The sequence below is a fragment of the Streptomyces canus genome (genome assembly GCF_030815415.1).
Classification (GTDB): domain Bacteria; phylum Actinomycetota; class Actinomycetes; order Streptomycetales; family Streptomycetaceae; genus Streptomyces; species Streptomyces canus_F.
The window spans coordinates 479,471-503,949 of record NZ_JAUSWW010000001.1 but is presented as its reverse complement, the minus strand read 5'-3'; the positions used below and the strand labels follow the sequence as shown (position 1 = coordinate 503,949).

Genomic DNA, 24,479 nt, shown 5'->3' with positions numbered 1-24,479 from the left:
CGTTGATGAATCACACGACACAGCTCCCGGACCACCGGACCGAGGGCGTCCGAAAGGGTGGGGCGGCCGCCGCCCCGCCACCGGACGGCAGCGGCACGCGCCGCCGTCCCGCCTCCACCCAGTGGGCCGCCTGGGGCTTCCTCGCCCCGGTGACCCTCTACCTCGCCCTCTTCTACGCCTATCCGCTCTACCGCAACCTCGACCTGAGCCTGCGCAACTACACCGTCCGCTCCTTCGTCCAGGGCGACGCGCCGTTCACGGGCCTGGACAACTACCGCAAGATCCTCGACGACCCGACCTTCGCACCGGCCCTGCTGCACACCGTGGTGTTCACCGCCGTATGCCTGATCTTCCAGTACGCCATCGGGCTCGCCCTCGCGGTCTTCTTCCACCAGAACTTCCGGCTCTCGGCCACACTCCGCGCCCTGTTCCTGGTCCCGTGGCTGCTGCCGCTGATCGTCTCGGCCTCGACCTGGTCGTGGATGCTCAACAGCGACTCCGGCATCGTCAACGCCCTGTTGAGCGGCCTCGGGTTCGACCCGGTGAACTGGCTGACCTCCCCGTCCTGGTCACTGACCTCGGTGATCATCGCGAACATCTGGATCGGCGTCCCCTTCAACCTGGTCGTGCTCTACAGCGGCCTCCAGTCCATCCCGACCTCGCTGTACGAGGCGGCGGCCATCGACGGGGCGAACGCCTGGCAGCGGTTCTGGCGGATCACCTTCCCGTTGTTGCGCCCGGTGTCCGCGATCACCCTGCTGCTGGGGCTGATCTACACCCTCAAGGTCTTCGACATCATCTGGATCATGACCAAAGGCGGCCCGGCCGACTCCTCCACCACCTTCGCCACCTGGTCCTACCAGCTCGGCTTCGGCAACCTTCTGCCCGCCTTCGGCCCCGGAGCGGCAGTAGGCAACCTGCTCGTGGTCGCCGCCCTGGTCTTCGGCCTGGTCTATGTCCGGGCGCAGAGAAAGCAGGCGCTGTCATGAGCCGAACCCGCAGCCGTACGTGGGGGAAGACCACGATCGGCGTCCTGCTGACCGCGATCATGCTCTTCCCGGTCTACTGGATGATCAACGTGTCCTTCACCCGTGACCAGGACATGCGCAAGAGCCCGCCGGACCTGTTCCCCACCCACGGCACCCTCGCCGGCTACCGCACCGTCCTCGACGAGCAACTGCCCTACCTCGGCACCAGTCTCGTCATCGGCCTGGGCACCGTCGTCCTGACCGTGGCCCTGTCCGCCCCCGCCGGCTACGCCCTGGCCAAGCTCCGCCCACGGGGCGGCGGCATCCTGAGCTTCGTCCTGCTGGCCGCCCAGATGATCCCCGGCATCATCATGGCGATGGGCTTCTACGCCATCTACCTCCAGCTCGGCCTCCTCCAGTCCGTCCCCGGCCTGATCGTCGCCGACTCCACCCTGGCCGTCCCCTTCGCGGTCCTGATCTTCACCGCCTTCATGTCCGGCATTCCGGGCGAGCTGCTCCAAGCCGCGCAGGTGGACGGGGCCCAGGCCCTGCGCACCTTCTGGTCCATCGTCCTGCCGATCAGCCGCAACGCCGTCGTCACGGTGTCCCTGTTCGCCTTCCTGTGGTCCTGGTCCGACTTCATCTTCGCCAGCACCCTGGTCAACGGCGGCGCCCACGAACCGATCACGCTCGGCATCTACCACTACATCGGCAACAACAACCAGGAGTGGAACGCCATCATGGCCACCGCGGTGATGGCCTCCCTGCCGGCCGCGGTCATCCTCGTCCTCGCCCAGCGCTACGTCGCCGCCGGCGTGACCGCCGGTGCCGTGAAGGACTGAGCCCCCACCCCCTGCTCGAGAAACGAGTCACGCCCCATGACCGCCGCCCCTGCCGGCCCGGCCTTCTCCGTCCACGACATCCCGTTCAGCACCTACGGATCCTGGTTCGACATCTCGCCCGTGATCGCGGAGAAGACCTACGCCGAGGACCTCCACCTCGTCTCGCACCAGAACGGCATGCACGCCGTCCTGCGACTGGCCCCCCTGCACACGACTTCGGCCGCCCGCGCGGAGACCCGCGTCGAGGCGACACCGGGCCTCCTGAGCTGGACAGCCCAGAGCGGACGCGTCGACCTCGCCTACGAGACGCCGGACACCGTACGGCTGCGGGGGAGCGGCCTGGACCTCGGCGTCTTCGCCGCCGCGCACGTCCTGACCCCGTTCAGCGGGACGTACTTCTTCCACGACCCGGCGGCGAACGCGCACGTGTTCACCTCCTACGAGACCGGACGACGTTACCGCGTCACCGTGCTGTCCGGCACGATCGCCCGCACGGCCGGAACCCAGGCCCTGGGCGGTGCCGAGCGCGGGGTCGTCATGACCGCGCAGGCGGACGGCGTCTGGGAGATCGCGATCGAGGAACTCGACACCGCCCGCCCGCGCTACGATCCCTCGGCATCCTTCGACGAGGTCGTGGCGGCCGCGCAGGCCGCCTTCGCCGCCTTCGCCGACGCGGTGGCGCCCTGGCGTTCGGCCGCCACCCCGGCCGCCGAACTCGCCGCCTACGTCGTATGGTCGGCGACCGTGGCGGCAAAGGGCCTGGTCACCCGGCCCGGCGTGCTGATGTCCAAGCACTGGATGGACAAGGTCTGGAGCTGGGACCACTGCTTCAACGCCCTTGCCCTCGCTTCCGGTTGCCCCGAACTGGCCCGCGACCAGTTCCACCTGCCCTTCGACCACCAGGACGAGAGCGGCGCCCTGCCGGACTCGGTCACCCACTCCGAGGTCCTCTACAACTTCGTCAAGCCGCCCATCCACGGCTGGGCCTTCGGCCACCTGCGCCGCATGCTGCCCATACCACTCGACCGGGCCGAACTGACCGAGGCGTACGAGCGGTTGGAACGCTGGACCGGCTTCTGGCTCACCGCCCGCCGCGCCCCCGGCGCCGACCTGCCCCACTACCAGCACGGCAACGACAGCGGCTGGGACAACGCCACCACCTTCGACCCCGCACGCGTGGTCGTCACCGCCGACCTGGCCGCCTTCCTCACCCTCCAGATGCACGAACTCGCCGAAGTGGCGAAGGAGTTGAACAGGCCGGACGAAGCGAGCCGGTGGCACGCCGCGGCCGAGGAGATGCAGACCGCGCTACTCGACCAGCTCTGGACCGAAGACAGGTTCGTCGCCCGCTCGGCCGGCTCCGCGGAGACCTGGAGCAGCGCCAGCCTCCTCGACCTGATGCCCATCGCACTGGGCGAGCACCTGCCCGCCGACATCGCCAGTACGCTCGCCGACCGCATCAAGGCCCACCTCACGCCGTACGGCCTGGCCACCGAACAGCCCACCTCACCGCACTACCTGGCCGACGGCTACTGGCGCGGCCCGATCTGGGCCCCCGCCACCGTCCTCGTCGAGGACGGCCTGCGCCGCGCCGGCCACGACCGACTGGCCGACGACATCAGCGCCCGCTTCCGCGCCCTGTGCGAGACCCACGGCTTCGCCGAGAACTTCGACGCCCTCACCGGCACAGGCCTGCGCGACCGCGCCTACACCTGGACCGCCAGCAGCTACCTCCTCCTCGCCCAGGCATACGCACGCCGAGACGGCAGCTGACCGGCCGGCTCCGCACAGCCCCGGGGCCGTACGGAGCCCAGTCCTTCCCCTCACCAGGAGCCGCACAACGACGTCGCACTCCACTCTCCCCAGATCCGCCACCCGCGCCAGACGGCTGGTCAGCGTGCTCTCGCTGATGCCCAGGTCCTTGGTGACCTCGGCGATTCGGCTTCCAGGTCTCCGCCACGATCCTTACCGCACCCTCACGGAACTCCGGATCAAACGTCCGTCGCTTCTCCGCCATGACTTCCCACTTCCCCGGCAGTCACGGTCTTCACGCTGAGAGGGGAGGACCCGTGGGGCCTCCCCCAGACGTGTCCGCACCACCGCCCGGACCCGGCCACCTCACGGGTCCCGGACCTGTTCCAGCGGGACTTCACGGCCTCCGGGCCGGGACGGAAGTACATGGGCGACATCACGTATCTCCCGCTCGCAGGCGGCAAGTTCCTCTATCTCGCGACTGTGCTGGACTGCTTCGCGACAAAGTCGTCGGCTGGTCCATCGCCGACGGGTGTAGCTCTTCTGGGGGGGGAAGGGCTGAGCAGGGTCGGTGCTGAAACGCGCCGCGAAGGGGACCGCCGGCGCTGAGCTCAGTGAACGCAGAACTCGTTGCCCTCCGGATCCTGCATGACGACGAAGCAGGAGCCCGATTGCTCCGATTCCTCGACGCGTAGCCGGGACGCACCAGCGCTCTCCAGTTGCGCCACCTTGGCAAGGACACGCTCCTTACGGGTTGCGAACGGGACGCCGCGCCCACCGCTCACGCCGAGGTCGAGGTGGAGCCGGTTCTTGGTGGCCTTCGGCTCGGGCACCTGCTGGAACCAAATCCGCGGTCCGACGCCCTGTGGATCGACGACGGAGTCACTGCAGTCACCCGTGCCTAGCTCCTCCTCTGGCAAGCCCTGGTCCAACCAGTACGCGCGCCAGCTGGCGAAGGGCGCTGGTGGCGGCTCGACTTCGTAGCCCAGTGCTGCGGACCAGAACGCCGCGAGTCGCTCCGGCTCGGCACAGTCGATGGTCAGCTGGAGTTTCGGGTTGGTGATCACCGGCCAACACTACCGGCCGCCTGCGGGGCTGCGGCTCACCGGGGTGGCGCCGAACCGCGTTGGGTGTGGCTCTCTCCCAGGGTAGCTCTGAGCTGGGAGAACGCTGGTTGACGGTGTGGGTGGGGTAGGCGTCTTTCTACTGTGGCGGGTGGAGTAGGGGGTCGATGGTGTCGTTGATCGAGGAGTTGGAGGCGCGGGAGGTGGCGGCCCGTGGGCGGGTGGAGGAACTCGAGGCAGATATCGCCGAGTTGACCGCGCGTCTTGAGGGCGAGCGGGAGGCGTCGCGGCTGCGGGTGACGCGCGAGACGGTGGCCGAGGTGCTCGCCGAGCTGTCCGGGCAGGACGTGGCCGAGACTGCGCCGTTGCGGGAGCCGGTGGCGCCACAGACGCAGGTGGAGCCCGAAGTGCGGGTGGTGGGGGCGATCATGGTGCCGCACTGGCGGGAAGGTCTCACGAGAGATGTCCTGCCGGACGTGTACCAGGACATCGTGGAGGTGATCGCGGACGCGTCCGGGCCGATGCAGGCCAGGCAGATCGTGCCCGGATCGGGCTGCCCACGGTGACCGTGAAGATCGAGGGGACGCGGGGGAAGTTGAAGCGGCTGGTGGAGCGGGGCTGGCTGATCGAGGACCAGCCTGGCCGGTTCGCACCGCGGGGGTCGGGCGGGGAATCGACGAACTCTCGGAACGATAAGGGCTCTTCTCTCTAAGCTTGGCGTTTATGCAGCTTTGCTGTTCGTGATGGCTGCCACGAGGTTCGGTTTGCTCTGTTTCCCGCAGGGGCGATGCGTTCTCACGCTGTGAGTCGGAGCATGGCGGTCGCGTGCTGCGGGCGTGACCGGTAGTGATCGGCTGCGGCGGCGATGTTGGTCCAGCCTGCTTGGCGTATGAGTCCGATGGCGAGGTTGCGCAGGGGTGCCGTTGCTCGGGGTGTGGTGCCGGTACGTATCCGCGAAGCGTCCTCTACCGGCCCGCACAGCCGCGTACGGGTCTACGAGGCCGCAGCAGACGACTTCATCGTCTTTCTTCGGGCCCACCGACCGTGCCGCTGTCTTGGCCGAAGTCGGCAGGTGTCTCACCGGCCTTGTGGCCGAACAGGAGATGTGGCCCGGGGGTGGCCTGCTGCTCTTGATCAACTCCGGTTAGGGAACCGGATACGGCGAATCCGTCACGACCTCGCCCGTGGCTCGGTCGATCCAGTGACAGAAGCCGTCCTCATCGGCGTCGAGCGCGACATAGCCACGTCCTCGCAACACCCCGCAGACCGAGGACTTGCCGGTCCCTGAATTGCCCGTCACCCACACCACCGTCACGCCGCCGGCGTAGACATGACCATCGTGGCCGGCCACGTCCTCGACGAGGCCGGCCACGATCAGAGGCCATGCGGCGAGCCCGCCGCTCAGCCGCCGACGTGGATGCCGGGCCGGCGGTCGGGGTCGGGTTCGTTGCTGCGGATGATCTCGCGGGTGACCGGGGCGGTGTCGCCGCGGCCGAGGAGGAAGTAGCGGAACATGTGCACCACGGGGCTTCCCTCGGCCCAGGCGAAGTAGCAGTGCGGACGCACCCCGGTGGCATCCCGCAGAGCCAGGAGGATGGCGGCGATGGCGTTGGGCGCGGCCGGGGCCTGGGCGCGCAGGACGCGGTACCCGTCGACTTCGACGCCGTGGACGGTGAGGGTCTCGCTGAAGTCGGAGGGGTCGACGACGTCGATTTCCAGGAAGAGCACGTCGGCGAGGCCCGGTACCGGGTTGGTGCCGCGCTGTTCGCGTTCCTTGCCGCTGTACTCGGCTTCGTCGCCGGTCTGGCGCCGGTTGGCGATGATGTTGATGGAGTCGTCGTGGGCGAGGGTTGATAACTGCTCGCCAGGGAGTGCGTACGAGGTCGAGTTAGCTCGATCGGGTGATCGTCTGCTGGCGGGCTTGCGGAGTGCTGGGCTGATCGGGCTAACGTGATCGTGCGACCTGGGACACCGGGTACGGCGTCAGCGTGCGGGGCCCCTGCTCCACCAGAGGATGGGTCTGGGCCTCCCCGCCGCCTCTGGCCGTGCCCAACTGGCCAGGTCGCGCAGGGAACTGGCCTCCCGGGCCCGGACCACGCACAGGATGCGTGTCGCCACCCGGGGTCGAGTACGCCGGGGACCAGCTCGCCCAAGACCGTTCGGGGCGCGCGGCTGAACGGGCTCACTCCCGCTCAGTCCACAGGAACGGTGTCGGCGATGAACCGGCGTGCGGTCTCGTCGAAGACGATGCGGTCCGCGCGCAGTTCGGTGGTGCGCGAGACGCGGGAGACCAGCGACACGAGGATGATGCCGAGGATGAAGAAGCCGGAGATGGCGATGCCGTCGGGCTTGTCGACGATGTTGGCCACCAGCGCGTAGAGCAGGACTGCTGTGAGCAGGGCGAAACCGACGGTCGCTGTCCGGCGGCGGTCGCGTGCGACGGACATGGTGACGGCGAAGGCGCCGGAGACCATCATCGCCAGGATGCCGGTGGCGTAGGCGCCGGCCTGCTTGTCGACATTGGCGTCGAAGGCGATCGTGATGGCGATGCACAGGGCGGTGTAGACGAGGACGACCGGGCGGACAGCGCGGCCCCATTCGGGTGCCATGCCGTAGTCGGGCAGGTAGCGGGGCACGATGTTGATCAGCCCGGCCATGGCGGAGGCACCGGCGAACCACAGGATGAGGATGGTGCTGATGTCGTAGACGGTGCCGAACGCCTCGCCGACATGCTCGTGGGCCAGCCAGGCCAGCGCCCGGCCGTTGGCGGCGCCGCCGGGCTCGAACTCGTCCTTGGGGATGAGGACCGTGGTGACGAAGCTGGCGGAGAGCAGGTAGACGCTCATGATGAGCCCCGCGACGGTGAGCAGCTTGCGGGTGTTGTGGATGCGGGCCTTCAACCGCTCTTCGTCGTCGGCGCCGTCGGCTGCCACCAGCGGCATCATGCTCACCCCGGTTTCGAAGCCGGACAGACCCAGCACCAGCAGCGGGAAGGCCAGCAGCGCCGGGCCGATCAGATCCCCGAAGCCGCCCAGGTCGGTGAGGGCATCGGTCCACGCCGACCAGGCCTCGGGGTTGGTGAGCACGTGCGCCACGCCGACGCCGATGACGACGGCGTTGAGGGCGAGGAAGACGGTCACCAGGGGGATGGCCACCTTGACCGCTTCGCTGAATCCGAGCAGGAAGACCCCGCCCAGAATCAGCAGCAGCGCCACGGTCAACGCGACCTCATGGCCATGCAGGGCCGTGGGAAAGAAGGGGTTTTCGACCACGTGAACCGAGGCGTCCGCCGTGGACAGGGTGATCGTGATGATCCACGAGGTGGCCACGAAACCGAGCAGGACCAGCACGAACAGCTTGCCCCACCAGAACGGCAGCAGGTCCTCCAGCATCGCCACCGACCCCGCACCGTGCGGGCTCTCCTTGGCCACCCTGCGGTACATCGGCAGCATCCCCAGCAGGGTCAGCGCCACGATCAGCAGCGTCGCCAGGGGGGATACGGCTCCTGCGGCCAAGGCAGCGATCGCCGGTACGTAGGCGAGGCTGGAGAAGTAGTCGACTCCTGTCAGACACATCACCTTCCACCAGGCATGCGCCTCGGCATCGGCATGATGCGCACCGGCCGCCGGCCCCACCGGCTGCACCCGATGACGCAACAGCCACCGCGCCGTTCTGCCGGTCGGCTCCGCCCGCGAGGCGGGACTGTCCACCGTCTCCGGCATGACCGGGCGGCTTGCCTCACTCATGTCCCCGTTGTCCTTCCCTGCTTCAACACTCACATAGCCACCGGTGCGGCATACGGCACCAGCGATCACCGAGTATGCGGCCTGGGACGGCTTATTCCGGCACTGGGGTGCCTGAGTGAGCCGATCACTGTCCTGGGTGGGGGAGGCTGGTCCGCGAGAAACTGCCGGACCGCAGTTGGGGGATGGCCAGGTCGAGGTCGCCGGCCTGGGTGGTGAGCGTCTTGTCGCGGTGCCCGTTGCGGTAGTTGGTGCGGGTGCTCGTTCCACTCGGCGCCGATCTTCGCCGCGGCCTCGGCCTCGGCCTCGAACACCGTGGGCCGAGTGGGCCCCCGTCTCCCGCGAAGCCGAAGGCAAGTAGCCGTTTCGGCCTAGACGAGCAGTTCCGATTGTGGGGTTCACGAACACATAGAGGGTGTCCAACATCGGGTTGTGATGACTGAGTTGCTGAGCTCGTCGGGTTGTTGTCGGGTGAGGGTGAGGGTGAGGCCGGTGCCGGCAAGCCAGCCGTGGAAGAGTCGGGCCGGAGCTGGACATGGCGCAGGCTCCGACGCAGGGTGCGTTGGAGATGCTCGTCATCGGGAAGACGGTGTTGGCCAGCGGGCCGCGCCATAACAGCGACCAGATGCCCTCCACCGGATTGACGTCCGGTGCGTAGGAGGGCAGTTGAACGATGGTGAGCCAGTCATGCGCGGCCGCGTACTCCCGTATCACGGCGGTCCAGTGGACGTTGAGATGCCCCAGATCAGGACTACGGGGCACCGAGCTGGATGTGTGCCTCCAGGCCGCCAGCATCCAGGTCGGCCTGGATCGGTACCAGGTCAGGCACTGGACCTCATGGCACCGGCACATCATGCTCGCCCTCGCCTTCCTGGCCGCCGACGCGAACCCCACCCGGCCTGCCGACCCGCTCCATCCCGCCCGCGGCCACGACCCGATCAGGCTGAGCGTCCCAGAGAACCGCCACCTGCTCGCTGCCGTCTTCGTCCCACCGGCCTGTACTGCCGACAGACTGCTGCACTGGTCCACCTGGCGCCGACGCCACCAGGCCGCAGCCCGACGCAGCCACTACCAACAGCGGTCCGTCGACGAACCTGGTGGATAGATCACGAAACCGCACTGGAGTACCAGGCGGTGGGGTTGACGGGTGTCGCCGCCCCGCTCGGCTCGCCGTCCCCGAAAGTGCCGCGCCACCTGCTACGAGAGCAGGTCTTCGTGCCGATGGAGTCGACCCGGTCCAATCCGCATGTGCGTAGAGGCGGTCAGTGGCCGGTCCGTGCAGGGGTACGGCGGGGCGGGAGGCTGACCTCGCCGACTCGGCCGTGACTTGGTCGACCTTGTGCCGGGGTGTCGTTCGACGTGATCGAAGCCAGCCGGACACCCCCTGGCTGCGGTGGGCCCGGTTCGTCGCGGCCGCGGAGGGGCGCCCGGAGGGTCAGGCGCACTCGGCGTTCACGTAGGGCTCCACGCGGCCGACGCTCTCCTTGAGGACGAGGTCGAGCAGTCCGGGGAACCGCTGGTCCAGATCTTCCTTGCGCAGAGTGTTGAAACGGCGGGTGCCGACATCGTGCTGCCGGATGAGACCGGCCTCGCGCAGGACGCGAAAGTGGCGGGTGAGTACGGACGCGGTGACGTCCTGCGTGAAGCCGCTGCAAGCCAGACCGGGGGAGACGGAGAGGGTGACGACGATGGTGAGCCGGGTCTCGTCGGTCAGCGCGCTCATGATTTTGAAGAGGTCGAGGTCGTCCATGTCGGGGTGGACGAGGGGTGATGAGGTGCGACTGGCCATGAGGAAAGAATAACCCCTGCCCTATGTTCGCGTCGGCGCGTACATAGGTTACAGTGAAGGCACGGATTGACCCTTCATCCGTCATCCACCGGGTTGCCCATCACCGGTACCACGGCATGCCCTCAACGCCTTTGACGGCGTGGCGTGCATCAAGAGCGGAGCACACACCCCATGACCACAACACAGGCGACCGATTCGAGGACCCGCCAGAGCGAAACGGCCGCGGAGGTGGTCGGCCGCCTTCGTGCGACGTTCAACACCGGCGTCACCCGCGGACTGGACTGGCGCGTCAGCCAGCTGCAGCGGCTGCGGGCACTGCTGGTCGAGAACGAGCAGGAGCTGATCGAAGCGCTCTGGGCGGATCTGCGGAAGAACGCCGCCGAGGCGAAGACGCAGGAGATCGACTTCACTGTCGCCGACATCGACGAGACGCTGGCGAATCTCGAGAGCTGGCTTCAGCCCCGCCCGGTGGACGTTCCTGCCCACTTCGGCCCCACCACAACGGCCTACACCACGTACGACCCGCTCGGGGTCGTCCTGGTGATCGCCCCGTGGAATTTCCCGCTGCACCTTCTCATCGACCCCATCATCGGCGCACTGGCCGCCGGAAACACCGTGGTGGCCAAGCCGAGCGAGATCTCGGTGCACACATCGGCGGTCGCTTCACGCCTCCTGCGTGAGTACTTCGACGCCGACGTGCTCACCGTCGTCGAAGGAGGTGCCGAGGAGACCACGGCCCTCCTGGCGCAGCGTTTCGACCAGATCTTCTACACCGGCAACGGCACCGTCGGCCGGATCGTCATGGCCGCAGCCGCCAAGAACCTCACCCCCGTCACGCTGGAACTCGGAGGCAAGTCACCGGTCTACGTGGCGCCCGACGCCGACGTGGACGAGACCGCCAAGCGGCTGATCGGCGCCAAGTTCGGCAATGCGGGCCAGCAGTGCATTGCCCCCGACTACGTACTGGCCGACCCTGCCACCGCCGCCGCACTGGTCCCCGCCCTGCGCACGGCCGTCGAAGCCCAGTTCGGCACCACCCCGCAGACCTCAGCCGACTTCGGCCGGATCATCAACGAGCGGCACTTCGACCGGCTCACGCGTCTGCTGGACTCCGGCCGGGCGGCGGTGGGAGGTCAGCACGACCGTGACGACCTGTTCATCGCCCCGACCGTGCTCACCGATGTCGACCCCGCATCGCCGGTCATGCAGGAAGAGATCTTCGGCCCGATCCTCGCCGTCGTCGAAGTCGAAGACCTCGATGCCGCCATCGCCTTCATCAACGAACGCGACAAGCCCCTCGCCCTCTACGCCTTCACCGAGTCCGAGGCCACCAAGTCGCGTCTCCTGAACGAGACGTCCTCCGGCGGCGTCGCCTGGGGCCAGCCGGTGATGCAACTGCTCATGACCGGCCTGCCCTTCGGTGGCGTCGGCGAAAGCGGCATGGGTCGATACCACGGCCGGTACTCCCTCGAGACGTTCAGTCACCTCAAGGGCGTCGCGGACGTCCCGCTCAGCTAAGCCCGCGCCTTCGTGAAGCAGGCTGTCCGACGAGTGACCGGTCGGCGGAAGTGCCTGACGCCGGCGAGAACGAGGATCGCTGTTCCCGCTACCGCCACCGCCGCAATCGCCTGAAGCCGTGTATCGGTCCTCTGTGCGGGGGTGCATCGAGGGAGTCGGTCGCGGCGCGGCCTGCCCACACCGATCCGTACCCACTGCGGCGGCGGCGCACATGACTCCGTCACCTTGCTGGCTGCGGATCGTGCGCAAGGAGCGAACACCCCTACTCCGGCGGGCAGTTGCCCTTGGTCGGCGTCGACACCGACGCCGACGGCATGCGGCTCTCGCCGCGTTCGCGGCCAGCGCCACCCACACCCCATCGCGGTCCCGGAACCGCGTCACCGTCAACGGGCCCGCGCTTGCCCGAGGGCCGCATCCGCGCCCCCGGCGGGACAGCGTGGACCCCCTGCCTCACAGACCTTCATCCCGTTCCCCTCCCTATTGCAGAAGGAAACTCATGCCTGTCAACACTTCAGAAGTTTCGCCTGTTCCGTCACTTTTCTCCCCCGTCTCTCTCGGGAAGATCGAGCTCGCCAACCGCATCGTCATGGCGCCGCTGACCCGGGTCCGGGCCGGTTCCTCCGGCATCCCCGGGGACCTCATGGTCGAGTACTACCGGCAGCGGGCGAGCGTCGGAATGATCATCACCGAAGGCACCTACCCCGACCACGCGTCGCAGGGGTATGTCGGTGAGCCGGGCATCGCCACCGACGAGCAGGCGGCCGGCTGGCAGCGGGTGTTCGAGGCGGTGCACGCTGAGGGCGGCCGCATCGTCCTGCAGATCATGCATGCCGGCCGCGGCACCCACCCCGACATCAACGGTGGCCGCCGCATCCTCGCCCCCAGCGCGATCGCCATCGACAACAAGACGTTCACCGAGAAGGGCGAGCAGCCCTACCCCGTACCGGAAGCGATGACCACCGCAGAGATCCGGGCAGCCGTGGAGGACTTCGTCGCCGCGGCCCGCCGGGCCATCGAGGCGGGAGCGGACGGCGTGGAAATCCACGGCGCCAATGGCTACCTGCTCCAGGAGTTCCTCTCCCCGGCTGCCAACCAGCGCACCGATGGATACGGCGGCTCGCCGCAGAACCGCGCCCGCTTCGTGGTGGAGGTCGTTACGGCGGTCGCCCAGGCTGTCGGTGCCGAGCGGGTCGGGCTGCGGATCTCGCCGGAGGTCGACCTCGGGGACGTCTTCGAGACCGACCGGGACGACGTCCTGGCCACCTACGGCACCCTGCTCGACCAACTGCGCCCGCTGGGCCTGGCCTACCTCTCCGTACTGCACGCCGAGCCGGGCGGCGAGCTGGTACAGGAGCTGCGGCGGCGCTTCGGCGGCAAGCTGATCGTCAACAGCGGCCCCTTCGGGGGGCAGACCACCCGCGAGCAGGCGCTCCAGCAGATCGAGGCCGACTACGCCGACGCCGTGGTCGTGGGCCGGGCCCTCATCGCCAACCCCGACCTGGTCGAGCGCTGGCAGGGTGGCCACCCGGAGAACGAGCCGCGGCCGGAACTGTTCTATGGGCCGGGCGCCGAGGGCTACACCGACTACCCCTTCCGCGAAGCGGCTTGAGGCCCACGGTCACGCCTGTCCATGCGGCAGCCGCACTCACCCTTCAGGCGCCCGACCGGCGACACTGTGCCCGCGCCTTTTGAGCCCGCGGTCACACCGGCGATCACCGGCTCGAGGACCGTCTGGTCCGTCAGGGCGTTGACGGTTCCGCAGGTTCCTGGTCCGCAGCCTGCCTTCGGTGACCTCGTCGAGCACATCGCTCTCGTGCGTGGCCACCGCGGCGGCCTTCGACCACAGCTGATGCCTATGACAGTTTTTCGGTAGCGGCCCATCCACCAGGTCCTCCTTCCGAAGGGAGTCCTTCGCCGATATCCGTCCCCGCTATACACCGGCGCGCATACCGTTCAGCCCGAACGCGGGGGACGGGGGTGACGAAAGCGGCTGTCAGCGGGGCGGGATCTGGGTCCGGACGGGGTGGTGGACTACTTCACCCTGTCCGGCGACGAGACGGGCTGGTTAACGAAAGCGGCGCCACCAGGCTGGGCTTCGCCGTCGACCAGCCCTCTCGCCCTCGCCGTACCGACGGATACAGCGTCCGCTCACGCCCTGCTGCTCCTGGACATGGCCACCGCCACCATCGCGCCGGGCAAGATCCGCCAGGCGAAGGCCAGCGGCACCCCGCTGCCCGAGGGCGCGGCCGCCACCGAGGACGGCACCCCCACCACCGACCCCGAGAAGGCGGTCATGGCGCTGCCGCTGGGCGGCGCCAAGGGGTCCGGCATGTCGCTGGCCTTCGAACTGCTCACCAGCGTCCTGGTCGGCGCGCCGATCTTCGCCGCGTTCCACTCGGGGGACCCGGGGGGCCGCAAGCACCGCCAGCACGCCCTGCTCATCGCCCTCGACCCGACCGCCTTCGGCGGTACGCAGGGCTTCGCCGAGGGCGTCGAGGCCACGCTGTCCACGCTGTCCACGCTTAAGGGTCTGCCGGTCGCCGACGGCGCCGACGGCGTGTACTACCCGGGCGAGCGCAGTGCCGCCGTGGCGGTGGAACGGGCCGAGCACGGTACTCCCGTGGCGCCCAAGGTATGGCGCGAACTCATGGAGAACGCCGAGAAGTTCGAGATCACCCCGCCCGCCCCTCGTCTGACAAGAACACGGAGATCGGATGTCGCCGGCTGTCGTGGGGACGGCCGGCGACCGCCCTTTCCTCAGTGCCGGACGGCTTCCCGCATATGGCGGTCGATCAGGGAGTAGATCTCCTGCGTCTTCTGCTCGTCCGAGCTGTCGTACTTGTGGTTGCCCCGGCCACGTCGTGATGCCCGAGCAGTACCCCGTGGGTTGGGGCGATGCCCGTCAGGTTCGCGGTGTCGGAGGTGAGCGGCGACACCAGCCCGTTGGCGTGCAGCCGTACATCCAGGACGTGTCACGTGTCGAAGACGTCCGCCGTGCGTCGCGCGAAGTGCTGGATCCGGGTACGGCGCTGTACATCGACGGCAACCGCGGCCGGATTGCCTGCGATTCGGCCCGCGCCTTGCGTGTGATGGCAGATTGTCACCGACGCCCCGGTGGCGACCGCCACCGGCGCCGCCGTCAGGGCGGCTGGACCGTACGGTCCACCCGCACGTCACGGCGCATGGCCACCAACTACCGCAGGCTCGGCACGGACGATCGCGTCGGTACGCTGCTCCGCGCCCAGGGGCCGGGGCCGGTCCCCGCGTTGTCCGTTTCCTCGTGGTGGATCGGCCTACCGGACCCGGTCAGGGGTGTGCCCGTCCCGCCCCGCCGGGTGGCGACGATCTCCGCGGCGATGGACAGGGCGGTCTCCTCGGGTGTGCGGGCACCGAGATCGAGGCCGATCGGCGCCCGCAGTCGGGACAACTCCCCGTCGCTCAGGCCCACTTCGCGCAACCGTCGCTCACGGTCGGCGTGTGTACGCCGTGAGCCCAACGCGCCGACGTAGGCGGCCGGTATCCGCAGGGCCGCTTCCAGCAGGGGCACGTCGAACTTGGCGTCGTGGGTGAGCACGCACAGCACCGTGCGCTCGTCGGTCGCGGTGCCTCGCAGATAGCGGTGCGGCCAGTCGACGACGACGTCGTCGGCTTCGGGGAAGCGGGTTCTGGTGGCGAAGACGGGGCGGGCGTCGCATACGGTCACGTGGTAGCCGAGGAACTTGCCCATCCGTACGAGTGCCGCAGCGAAGTCGATCGCCCCGAAGACGATCATGCGGGGCGGCGGCACACTCGACTCGACGAGCAAAGTCAGTCCGCCGGGGCAGCGCGAGCCGTCCGCCGACAGTTCGACCGTGCCGGTGCGGCCGGCGTCCAGCAGGGCGCGGGCTTCGCCGGCCGCCGTACGGTCCAGCTCCGCCTGCCCGCCGAGACCGCCTTCGTACGAGCCTGCCCCGGACTCCGCCCGGGGAGACCCCCGCCTCGCTTCGCCCGGCCGCACGAGCAGTGCCGTGCCGAGGAGTTCGGCGGGGCCGCGTACGACGCGGACGAGGGCTGCCGGCTTGTCCCGGGCGGCGGCCGACAGGGCCGACCGGAGCACCGGCCGCACGGGCGCGTCCCCGCCGGCCGGGGTGACCATGATGTCGATGATCCCCCCGCAGGTCAGCCCGACCGCGAAGGCGTCCTCGTCGCTGTAGCCGAACCGTTCGACGACCGTCTCACCGTCCTGCAGCGCCTGGAGGCAGAGGTCGTACACCGCTCCCTCCACGCAGCCGCCGGAGACCGAGCCGATGACCGTGCCCTCGCTGTCGACGGCGAGGGCGGCGCCGGGTCCGCGCGGGGCGCTGCCGCCGACGGCCACGACGGTGGCGACGGCGAACGCGCGCCCCTCCTCCGTCCAGCGGTGCAGTTCCTCGGCGAGGTCAAGCATGGACGCCTGCCGTCAGGACCCGGTCGGGGCGGATCGGCAGGTCCCGGTGGCGTACGCCGGTCGCGTGCCAGACCGCGTTGGCGACGGCCGCCGCCGCGCCCACGATGCCGATCTCGCCGATGCCCTTGATGCCCACCGGGTCCTCGGGGTCCGGGTCGTCGATCCAGTCCGCCTCGATGGCCGGGACGTCGGCGTGGGCGGCGACGTGGTAGCCGGCGAGGTCGGCGCCGTAGTGGCTGCCCAGGGCCCGGTCGCGGACCGCCTCCTCGTGCAGGGCCATGGAGATGCCCCAGGTCATGCCGCCGACGAACTGGTTGCGGGCGGTGAGCGGGTTGACGATCCGGCCGGCCGCGAAGATGCCGAGCATGCGGCGCACGCGGACTTCACCGGTGGCCGGGTCCACGGCGACCTCGGCGAACTGGGCGCCGAAGGAGTGCCGTTCCTTCTGGGTGAGGGCGCCGATGGCCTCGGTGCTGTCCGACCGTACGGTGATCCCCTCCGGCGGGATGCCGGCGCCGAGGGCGAGCCGTGCCCGCAGTTCCTCTGCGGCGATCGTGACCGCCCACGCCCAGGAGCGGGTGCCCATCGAGCCGCCGGCGATGAACGCGAATCCGAGGTCGCTGTCGCCGATGTGTACGCGGACCTGTTCGGGCGCGGTCCGCAGGGCGTCGGCGGCGACCAGCGTCATCGCGGTCCGCGCGCCGGTGCCGATGTCGGCGGCGTTGATCCGCACGGTGAACGTGCCGTCCGCCTCCGCCGTCACCGCCGCCGTGGAGGGCGCGGCGCCGGCCGGGAAGGAGGCGGCGGCCGTGCCGGTGCCGAGCAGCCAGCGTCCCTCGCGGCGCAGGCCGGGGCGCGGGTCGCGGTCGGCCCAGCCGAACCTGCCTGCGCCTTCCCGGAAGCAGGCGATCAGGTTGCGTCCGCTGAACGGCAGTCCGGACACAGGGCCTGTCGCGGGCTCGTTGCGGGCGCGCAGTTCGATCGGGTCCAGGCCGCACTTCTCGGCGAGTTCGTCGAACGCCGACTCCAGTGCGAACGACCCCGGCGCCTCGCCCGGCGCGCGCATCCAGGTCGGGGTCGGCACGTCCAGTCGTACGAGCCGGTTGGCGGTGTGGTGGGCGTCGGCGCCGTACATGGTCCGGGCCGGGCCGGCGGCCGACTCGATGAACTCGTGCACGGTGGAGGTGGCGCTCAGGGAACGGTGCTCCAGCGCGCGCAGCCGGCCGTCGGCGTCGGCGCCGAGCCGCAGGCGTTGCCGGGTGGGGCTGCGGTAGCCGGCGAGCGAGAACATCTGCCGACGGGTCATGACCACCCGTACCGGGCGGTGCAGTTCGGTCGCGGCCATCACAGCGGCCACCTGGTGGGCACGGACCCCCTTGCTGCCGAAGCCGCCGCCGACATGCTCGGAACGCACCCGGACCGAGGCCGGGTCGAGCGAGAATATCTTCGCGAGTTCGCTCGCGACCCAGAAGGTGCCCTGGTTGGAGTCGACGAGTTCGAGCCGGCCACCGTCCCAGCGGGCCGTCGCCGCGTGCGGCTCCATCGGGTTGTGATGCTCTTCCGGGGTGGTGTACTCGGCGTCCACGACGACCGCGGACGCGGCGAGTTCGGCCTCCAGGTCGCCCTTCTCGATCACCGCCGGACCGTGGCTGTCGACCGGGTACGCGTCGGGGTGCTCGCCGGTGAAGTCGACGTCGTGCGGCTCCTGTTCGTAGTGCACGACCAGCGCTTCGGCGGCTTCCCGGGCCTGTTCGGAGGTTTCGGCGACGACCAGCGCCACGGGCCAGCCCGCGTGCGGCACCCGGTCGTGCTGGAAGACGGCCGCGGTCGGGTCCGGGACGCCCAGCAGACCGACGTACCCGGTCTCGACCCGCGGGGCGTTGCCGTGGTGCAGGACGGCGATCACGCCAGGCATGGCGAGGACGTCGGCGGTGTCGATGGAGCGGACGCGGCCGCGGGCGACCGTGGACAGCACCAGCCAGCCGTGCGCGAGGTCGGCGAACGGGATCTCGCCGGCGTACCGTGCGGCGCCGGTGACCTTGTCGCGGCCCTCGACGCGGGTGTGCGCGGTGCCGACGGCGTTCTCGCGTGCCGTGGGGGCGGTGGTCATCGGGCGGCCTCCTCTGCCAGTTCGGTCAGCACGGCCACGACGAGGTTGCGCATGAGGGTCACCTTGTATGCGTTGTGCGGCAGCGGCTTCGCCGCGGCGAGTTCGGCGTCCGCGGCGGCGGCGAAGGCCCCGGCGTCGGCGGGCGCCCCGGTCAGGACGTGTTCGGCCGCCGTCGCCCGCCAGGGCCGGGAGGCGACCGCCCCGAAGGCGAGGCGCACTTCGCGTACGACGCCGTCCTGGACGTCGAGCGCGGCGGCGATCGAGCCGATGGCGAAGGCGTACGAGGCACGCTCGCGCACCTTGCGGTAGCGGGAGCGGGCGGCCACCGGAGCGGGCGGCAGGGTGACGCCGGTGATCAGCGCGCCCGGCGGCAGGGCGGTCTCGCGGTGCGGGGTGTCGCCGACCGGCAGGTAGAACTCGGCGAGGGGCAACTCTCCCGGCCCCTCGGCGGTTTCGTACGAGACGACCGCGTCGAAGGCGGTCAGCGCGACGCCCATGTCCGAGGGGTGGGTTGCCACGCAGTGCTCGGAGGCGCCCAGGATGGCGTGGTTGTGGTGCTCGCCCTCGATCGCGGGGCAACCGCTGCCAGGCACACGCTTGTTGCAGGCCTTGGTCACGTCGGCGAAGTAGCCGCAGCGGGTGCGCTGGAGCAGGTTGCCGCCCACGGTCGCCATGTTGCGCAGCTGACCGGATGCGCCGGCCAGCACGGCCTGGGCCAACGCCGGGTAGCGGCGCCGGACTTCGGGGTGGGCGGCGAGGTCGCTGTTGGTGACGGTCGCGCCGATCCGAAGGCCGCCGTCCGCCGTCACCTCGATGCCGTCCAGTGGCAGTTCGCGGACGTCGACCAGGCGGGAGGGCCGCTCGACGCCGGTCTTCATCAGGTCGACGAGGTTGGTGCCGCCGCCCAGGAAGCGGGCGTCGGGGTCGGCGTCGAGCAGGGCGAGGGCGCCGGAGACGTCGAGGGCCCGGTCGTATGCGAACTCCCTCACGCTGCCGCCTCCTCGGTTTTCGCTTCCGCTGCCCGGGCCACGGCCTGGACGATCGACACGTACGCGCCGCAGCGGCACAGGTTCCCGCTCATCCGTTCCCGGATCTCCTCGGTGCTCAGGGGTGGCGGTCCGGCCTCGGGGCGGACGTCGTCGGTGACGGCGCTGGGCCAGCCGGCCGCGTGTTCCTCGATCACCGCGATCGCCGAGCAGATCTGGCCGGGGGTGCAGTAGCCGCACTGGTAGCCGTCCAGGTCGAGGAACGCCTGCTGCACCGGGTGCAGTCGGTCACCCTCGGCCATGCCCTCGATGGTGGTGATCTCGCGTCCTTCGGCGGCCACGGCGAGTTGCAGACAGGACACCGCCCGGCGCCCGTCGAGCAGTACCGTGCAGGCGCCGCACTGCCCCTGGTCGCAGCCCTTCTTGGTACCGGTCAGGTCGAGGCGCTCGCGCAGGGCGTCGAGCAGGGTGGTGCGGTGGTCGACGGGGAGGGTGTGCTTCTCGCCGTTGATGTTCAGGGTGATGTCGCTGGACGTCGACGAGGGGGCTGGGACCATGTTCAGCCTTCTTTCGCGTATCCCGGACACGTCGGGGCGTCAATCCGACGCTAGAGTGAGCTCAAGCGGACAACTGTCCGCTCCCGGTCCGAACGTAGTGGACAACTGTCCGTTTCTCAAGGGCCGTTTTTCGGACACGAGCAGGCGAGGAGGACGAGTGGGGCAGAAGAACGACCCGCACCTGCGCTCGGACGCGCAGCGCAACCGCGAACGCATCCTGGAAGTGGCCCTCGCCGAGCTTTCCCGGGCAGCCGACACCCCGCTGAGCGCGATCGCGAAGAAGGCGGGCGTCGGCCAGGGCACGTTCTACCGGAACTTCCCCAACCGCGAGGCGCTCGTACTCGAGATCTACCGCCACGAGGTGCAGCAGGTCGCCGACACCGCGTCCGTGCTGCTGGAGAGCGGGGAACCCGACCGTGCGCTGCGCGCGTGGATGGACCACCTCGCCCGGTTCGCGATGACCAAGGCCGGCCTGGGGGATGCGATCCGCCAGGCCCTGAACACCTCGTCGGGGAAGGCGGCGAAGCCGGGCCACACCCCGGTGATCGACGCGGCCGACCTCCTGCTCCGTGCCTGCGAGGAGGCGGGCACGATCCGTCCCGGCGTCACGACCGACGACTTCATGCTGGCCATCGCCGGCCTGTGGCAGCTCGCTCCCCACGAGAACTGGCAGCCACAGGCGACCCGCCTGCTGGATCTCGTCATGGACGGATTGCGCGCGGGGGCGCCCGGACGTCAGGGCCCGTCGTTCGGATCAGGTCGGCTGTGAGGCGCGGTGCGTTCCGGCCTGATCATCGACACCCAGTCCGTGCGCGCGGCGGTGACGCGGGGGTTGTGCAGCACGATGGCGCCGATCCTTTCGCCGGGGGCTGGACGACGGCGGCCGCGCGGCCCATGCCTATCCGCGGGGCGGCGATGCCTATGCCCTCGGCCAAGGGGTGCACCCGGATGATGTGCTCCACGTACGCGAACAGCGTATCCACGGTTTGCGCCGCGGCCTCCCGCACGGCGGGCAGGTCGAACGTGCGGGCGCTCTCGGGGCATGACCACCTCCACTCCGCCGATGAGGGAGGCCGCCCGCGCCATCCTCCTCGACGTTGACCATCGCGTTCTCCTGCTCGGATACGACGAGAACGGCGGCTTCTGGGCGCCGGCGGGAGCGCACGGCACTGTGGTCGGCCGATGCCCGCCGACTGCCGGTGATCAGCTGGCGGGGCTGTGGCCGGGGTGTGAGTGAGGGCGGCGATGCGCGCGGCGACGGTCTGCGCGCGGGCGAGCAGAGCACGCCCAAGGACCCGTTTTCCTGGGCGGGAACTGTAATCAGAGCCGCTGCAGTCAACGTGCCGTGCCCGCAACTCCAGTCGGCTCGCGGCGTGTTCGCTTTCTGCGCCCTGGCACGTCTGGGCGCTGCCGCTCACCAACCAGCGAGCCAGCGGCGCAGCGCCGCATCGTCGAGGGCGGGTACGTGAGCGTGCACGTACGCCCGAGGGCCAGGGTGCCCACGCCGAGCACGGTCATCCCGGCGGCATGGGCTGCACGGGCGCCGACCGGGGAGTCCTCGACAGCCAGGGCGCTGCCGGGCTCGATGCCGAGTGCCGCGCAGGCGGCGAGGTAGCAGGCGGGGTGCGGCTTGGGCGTGGCGACGTCGTCGCCCGAGACCGTAATCGGCAGCCACCGGGAGAGGCCACCGTGCGCCAGTGACTTGTCCCAGGAGAACGCGAGGCCCGTTGCCAGCCACCGCGACCGGCACCCTGGCGGCGAGAATTGCGACCACATCCGCCGCACCGGGCATCGGCTGCGCCCCGTCGGCGACCTTCACCAGAGCGGCTTCCGCACGGCGTACGGCGAGCCGATCGGGGCCTGGAGGTCGGCTGGCATCGCTGTCTGACAAGCAATGCGGGCTACTTGGCGTGTTACCGCAGGTGGCGGGCGTTGGGGGGCGAGTTTGTAGGGGCTCTGGCTGTGTGAACTCTGCCCCGATGTGGGTGGTTGTCCGGCGAAAGTCTCACGTGGCAGCGGAGTTCCCCGTAGTCAGGAGATCGACCAAGATCTTTCTGTCGCACGAGGAACTCCGTGGGATGCTCAGTGTTGCACCCTGCCCGCGACAACCACCATGTCCTGGCCGGAGACCAGTCATCCTCTCCGCGGTCCGTCCCCGCTGAGCTTGGATTCGGTTGCCGTCCTGGTGTCGGTGCTGTCCCGAGCTGCCCTCCCGGCGGTGGTGGAAGAAACGGCCGTGTCAGCGCCGTTGGAAGGCGCGGTTGAGGACGTCGCGGGTGACCGCCAGCCCGAGCCGGTGCCCGTGCTCGGAGGCGAAGCGGTAGTGCACGCCGGCCCAGATGCGCGCCTCCAGGAGTTCGGCTGTCGCCGCCCGAAGGCTGTCGTAGTGGCGGGTCGTGCCGGAGGCGGGGCTGTACGCGGCGAACGTGAGGTCGTCACGGCCGAAGAACGACCCCAGGGCCGTCATGACCGCCGTGGTGAAGCAGGCGTGGCCCGACGGGTACTCCGGCGACGGGGCGGTGTTCCGCAGCGGCGTCCAGTCCGGGTCGGGATCGGTGGCTGCGGTGCCGTCGGTGCCGGCGAGCGGAATGGCCGTCACTGGGCGCCAGAAGTTCCAGTGTGCCTTGGCCGTGTAGCAGGCGATGAGAGTGTCGGCGGAGGCCACGTACACCATGGCGAGCAGCCGGGCCGTCCGGAGGCTGCTGAGGTGGTGCGCGCCGGCGAGTTGCCGGGTGATCGACCATTCGACCATGCGGGGGTCGTCCCACCAGATCGCCGCCTCGGTCTGGTCCTGGGTGCGGACGGTGCTGGTGGCCGCGCCAAGGCTCTTGACCTCGTTCAGGTCGCGGGCCCAAGCGGCGCCGGTCAGGGCGGGCGGGGGCTTGACCCGGTAGGCGCCGGAGTCGGGGACGACGAACGGCTTCAGGTTCGGCACCCAGGCGCCGACGTTGACGTAGCCGGGTGGGGTGAGCCGGTATTCGCCCGGCTCGGTGCCGACGGTCCACGGCGCGGTGGGGTCGAATCCGTCGTCATGGCGGCTCTCGGTCATCGCCGCGGCGGCGGCCCTGCCGACGGCCACCCCGCCGTCCTCGGCGCGGCCGTCGGGGATCGCGGCCAGCGCCTCGTCGTAGCGGGCGTTCAGCGACTGGGCCTGCGTGGGGAAGAGCCACAGCAGCGTGTCGTGGGCGGCCGCGGCCACCGCGGCGGCGGTGGAGTCCCCGGGGCGGCTGCGGGGCGCGCTGACCAGGGGCTCGTACGGACGGCCGGCGACGGCGTTGACCGCGTCGTACACGGCGCCCTGCACGATGGCGAAGCTGCGAGTGCTGGTGGTGGGCGACTGCTTGGCGGTGTCGTAGATGGCGGTCTGGGCGTGGATGTTCCAGGCGATGACGGGATTGCCCGGGGTGGCCTCCACGCTGCTGTGTGCCTCGGCGGTGGTGGCCGTCAGCGGGACGGTCAGGGTGAGTACGGTGAGAACCGCGATACGGCGTAACCCTCTGAATGATCCGGCGAGCGGGCGTTGTGTCACGAGACCCCCATGGGCTTGTCGGTGACAGATTGGCCGAGCCTATTCGGCAGGGGCCGGTTTTGTCGTTACATCGACAATCCGACGGGGTGCACACCCGGATGTCCGTCACTCGGCGACGAATGCGCGGGTGCGCAGACGCAGAACGGCTGACTCGGCGCCTGCCACGACGACTGACAGCACGTCGCTGCCAGCAGCATGCGCCAGGAGGGGGCCAGGTTCCACCGATCCATCCAGCCGTCTCGAACGCCGCCGGTCGGTGGTGTCGCAGCCGTTCGGCAGTTCGACCGCCGGCAAGGAGTCGGCGGCTGGGCGCCGGAGGCGGTGGCCGCGTTGGCCGTGGGGCCGGCCGCGCGGCCCCACCTCCGGCACGCGCGCATTTCCTTCTGGCTGTACTCGGGCGTCGACCGGCGTTTCTCGGCCTCGGCGCGCCTGCGTTCCTCGTTCCTGGCGAACATCCGGCCCTCGCATGCCACACTGTTGGTGCGCCCGCCAGGCTCCCCCGTCTTGGCGGGCGCAGCTCTGTCGAGGTGCTGTTTCGTGGGGCAGGACAGCGGGTTCGCGTCGACGGCGTGCGCCGCGGACCCACCCGGGCCCTGCCCGACGGCCCGGAATGGATGCGGGTGAACGTGGGGCCGGTCAAGGGCCGCTGGTCATAGGCTGGTTGGTGGCGTACGGCGGCACGGTGCAGGGGACCCTATGAGGGGTGCGGGGGCGTCTGACGGCACGTCGGACCAGGTGTGGTTTATCAGTCATGCGGGTGCGGATCGGGCGTGGGCGGAGTGGATCGCCTGGCAGCTCCTGGACGCGGGCCTGCAGGTGGAGTTGGACTATTGGGACTGGGGTGGAGGTGACAACTTCATCCTGAAGATGAACGCCGCGCTCGAGCGGGGCTGGCTGCTGGCGTTGTTCTCGCCCGCGTACTTCGAGCTCGAGCGGTTCACCACCCCGGAGTGGACCGCGATGATGGCCATGCAGGGGAAGATCGGTCACCTTCGTGCGGGAGACCGTCGCGGGAGGGCTTGTTCAGCTCGCTGCGGTAGGAGCTGGGCTTCCCCAGAGCGGCCCGCTCCCACTGCAGCTATGAGAAGCGACGTGTCGTGTCTTGTGCGGTGGTGGCCGCATGCATGGAGCGGGGCGTGTGTTGCGGGGTCGAGGTCCGGGATGAGCGTGGCGCCGTAGTAGAACTCCCCTTCTG

21 protein-coding genes and 3 pseudogenes are annotated in these 24,479 nt (G+C 69.8%); 11 read left to right on the top strand and 13 right to left on the bottom strand.

Annotated features, from left to right (window positions below; translation table 11 throughout):
* Positions 1 to 5 precede the first annotated feature (5 nt).
* From QF037_RS02315 to QF037_RS02300, 4 genes and pseudogenes are all read left to right on the top strand, one after another.
* The gene (locus QF037_RS02315) at positions 6 to 989 is read left to right on the top strand and encodes a carbohydrate ABC transporter permease (protein ID WP_307021292.1); all 984 of its coding nucleotides are present in this window, start codon (positions 6 to 8) and stop codon (positions 987 to 989) included.
* Positions 986 to 1,810 carry a carbohydrate ABC transporter permease gene (locus QF037_RS02310; RefSeq protein ID WP_307021289.1) on the top strand — a complete coding sequence of 275 codons (825 nt, stop codon included), beginning with the start codon at positions 986 to 988 and terminating at the stop codon, positions 1,808 to 1,810. The genes QF037_RS02315 and QF037_RS02310 overlap by 4 nt, the downstream gene beginning before the upstream one ends.
* 36 nt (positions 1,811 to 1,846) lie before the next feature.
* A complete protein-coding gene (locus tag QF037_RS02305) occupies positions 1,847 to 3,583 on the top strand; it encodes an amylo-alpha-1,6-glucosidase (RefSeq protein ID WP_307021287.1) in 1,737 nt (578 codons plus the stop codon).
* Between the two features lie 310 nt (positions 3,584 to 3,893).
* Positions 3,894 to 4,092 (top strand): annotated as a pseudogene (locus QF037_RS02300) (IS3-like element ISTesp3 family transposase); the annotation flags it as partial.
* Between the two features lie 81 nt (positions 4,093 to 4,173).
* Here QF037_RS02300 and QF037_RS02295 read toward each other — a convergent pair.
* Positions 4,174 to 4,629 (bottom strand): VOC family protein, encoded by a 456-nt coding sequence (locus QF037_RS02295; protein ID WP_307021285.1) that lies wholly within the window; start codon positions 4,627 to 4,629, stop codon positions 4,174 to 4,176.
* 164 nt (positions 4,630 to 4,793) lie between these two features.
* Between QF037_RS02295 and QF037_RS02290 the strand changes: the two genes are divergently transcribed.
* A complete protein-coding gene (locus QF037_RS02290; RefSeq protein ID WP_307021283.1) occupies positions 4,794 to 5,192 on the top strand; it encodes a hypothetical protein in 399 nt (132 codons plus the stop codon).
* A gap of 578 nt (positions 5,193 to 5,770) precedes the next feature.
* Here the strand turns inward: QF037_RS02290 and QF037_RS02285 are convergent.
* The 6 genes and pseudogenes from QF037_RS02285 to QF037_RS02260 all read right to left on the bottom strand — a co-directional run bounded on the left by QF037_RS02285 (position 5,771) and on the right by QF037_RS02260 (position 10,158).
* Entirely contained in the window at positions 5,771 to 5,998 is a 228-nt protein-coding gene (locus QF037_RS02285; protein ID WP_307021281.1) for a hypothetical protein, read from the bottom strand.
* 29 nt (positions 5,999 to 6,027) lie between these two features.
* Entirely contained in the window at positions 6,028 to 6,354 is a 327-nt protein-coding gene (locus QF037_RS02280) for a hypothetical protein (RefSeq protein WP_307021279.1), read from the bottom strand.
* A 464-nt stretch (positions 6,355 to 6,818) separates the two neighbouring features.
* Positions 6,819 to 8,372: an amino acid transporter gene (locus QF037_RS02275; protein ID WP_307021277.1), complete on the bottom strand. Its 1,554-nt coding sequence runs from the start codon at positions 8,370 to 8,372 to the stop codon at positions 6,819 to 6,821.
* A 157-nt stretch (positions 8,373 to 8,529) separates the two neighbouring features.
* Positions 8,530 to 8,671: pseudogene (locus tag QF037_RS02270) on the bottom strand (transposase); the annotation flags it as partial.
* A gap of 145 nt (positions 8,672 to 8,816) precedes the next feature.
* A pseudogene (locus QF037_RS51430) lies at positions 8,817 to 9,153 on the bottom strand (transposase); the annotation flags it as partial.
* A 651-nt stretch (positions 9,154 to 9,804) separates the two neighbouring features.
* Positions 9,805 to 10,158: an ArsR/SmtB family transcription factor gene (locus QF037_RS02260; protein ID WP_307021275.1), complete on the bottom strand. Its 354-nt coding sequence runs from the start codon at positions 10,156 to 10,158 to the stop codon at positions 9,805 to 9,807.
* A gap of 144 nt (positions 10,159 to 10,302) precedes the next feature.
* On the opposite strand from QF037_RS02260, the gene QF037_RS02255 reads away from it, so the two are divergent.
* The 3 genes from QF037_RS02255 to QF037_RS02245 all read left to right on the top strand — a co-directional run bounded on the left by QF037_RS02255 (position 10,303) and on the right by QF037_RS02245 (position 14,479).
* Positions 10,303 to 11,676 (top strand): aldehyde dehydrogenase family protein, encoded by a 1,374-nt coding sequence (locus tag QF037_RS02255; protein WP_307021273.1) that lies wholly within the window; start codon positions 10,303 to 10,305, stop codon positions 11,674 to 11,676.
* 496 nt (positions 11,677 to 12,172) lie between these two features.
* Positions 12,173 to 13,285 (top strand): alkene reductase, encoded by a 1,113-nt coding sequence (locus tag QF037_RS02250; protein WP_307021271.1) that lies wholly within the window; start codon positions 12,173 to 12,175, stop codon positions 13,283 to 13,285.
* A 417-nt stretch (positions 13,286 to 13,702) separates the two neighbouring features.
* Entirely contained in the window at positions 13,703 to 14,479 is a 777-nt protein-coding gene (locus QF037_RS02245) for an Ldh family oxidoreductase (RefSeq protein ID WP_307021269.1), read from the top strand.
* A gap of 390 nt (positions 14,480 to 14,869) precedes the next feature.
* On the opposite strand, the gene QF037_RS02240 is transcribed toward QF037_RS02245, so the two are convergent.
* Genes QF037_RS02240 through QF037_RS02225 form a run of 4 tightly spaced genes read right to left on the bottom strand, consistent with a single transcriptional unit; the run spans position 14,870 to position 19,755 of the window.
* Positions 14,870 to 16,102: an XdhC family protein gene (locus QF037_RS02240; protein WP_307021267.1), complete on the bottom strand. Its 1,233-nt coding sequence runs from the start codon at positions 16,100 to 16,102 to the stop codon at positions 14,870 to 14,872.
* Positions 16,095 to 18,212 (bottom strand): xanthine dehydrogenase family protein molybdopterin-binding subunit, encoded by a 2,118-nt coding sequence (locus QF037_RS02235; protein ID WP_307021266.1) that lies wholly within the window; start codon positions 18,210 to 18,212, stop codon positions 16,095 to 16,097. Before QF037_RS02235 ends, QF037_RS02240 begins: the two co-directional genes overlap by 8 nt.
* Positions 18,209 to 19,201, bottom strand: a complete 993-nt coding sequence (locus tag QF037_RS02230) for an FAD binding domain-containing protein (protein WP_307021264.1) — start codon at positions 19,199 to 19,201, stop codon at positions 18,209 to 18,211. Before QF037_RS02230 ends, QF037_RS02235 begins: the two co-directional genes overlap by 4 nt.
* Positions 19,198 to 19,755: a (2Fe-2S)-binding protein gene (locus QF037_RS02225; protein ID WP_307021263.1), complete on the bottom strand. Its 558-nt coding sequence runs from the start codon at positions 19,753 to 19,755 to the stop codon at positions 19,198 to 19,200. The genes QF037_RS02230 and QF037_RS02225 overlap by 4 nt, the downstream gene beginning before the upstream one ends.
* A 157-nt stretch (positions 19,756 to 19,912) precedes the next feature.
* Between QF037_RS02225 and QF037_RS02220 the strand changes: the two genes are divergently transcribed.
* A complete protein-coding gene (locus tag QF037_RS02220; protein WP_307021261.1) occupies positions 19,913 to 20,524 on the top strand; it encodes a TetR/AcrR family transcriptional regulator in 612 nt (203 codons plus the stop codon).
* 273 nt (positions 20,525 to 20,797) lie between these two features.
* Complete coding sequence (locus QF037_RS02215; protein ID WP_307021259.1) at positions 20,798 to 20,992, top strand: hypothetical protein; 195 nt, start codon at positions 20,798 to 20,800, stop codon at positions 20,990 to 20,992.
* A gap of 98 nt (positions 20,993 to 21,090) precedes the next feature.
* On the opposite strand, the gene QF037_RS02210 is transcribed toward QF037_RS02215, so the two are convergent.
* Positions 21,091 to 21,531 carry an HAD family hydrolase gene (locus tag QF037_RS02210; protein ID WP_307021257.1) on the bottom strand — a complete coding sequence of 147 codons (441 nt, stop codon included), beginning with the start codon at positions 21,529 to 21,531 and terminating at the stop codon, positions 21,091 to 21,093.
* 463 nt (positions 21,532 to 21,994) lie between these two features.
* Entirely contained in the window at positions 21,995 to 23,284 is a 1,290-nt protein-coding gene (locus tag QF037_RS02205; protein WP_307021252.1) for a vanadium-dependent haloperoxidase, read from the bottom strand.
* Positions 23,285 to 23,980: 696 nt separating this feature from the next.
* Between QF037_RS02205 and QF037_RS50830 the strand changes: the two genes are divergently transcribed.
* Positions 23,981 to 24,463 carry a toll/interleukin-1 receptor domain-containing protein gene (locus QF037_RS50830; protein ID WP_373463645.1) on the top strand — a complete coding sequence of 161 codons (483 nt, stop codon included), beginning with the start codon at positions 23,981 to 23,983 and terminating at the stop codon, positions 24,461 to 24,463.
* Positions 24,464 to 24,479 lie beyond the last annotated feature (16 nt).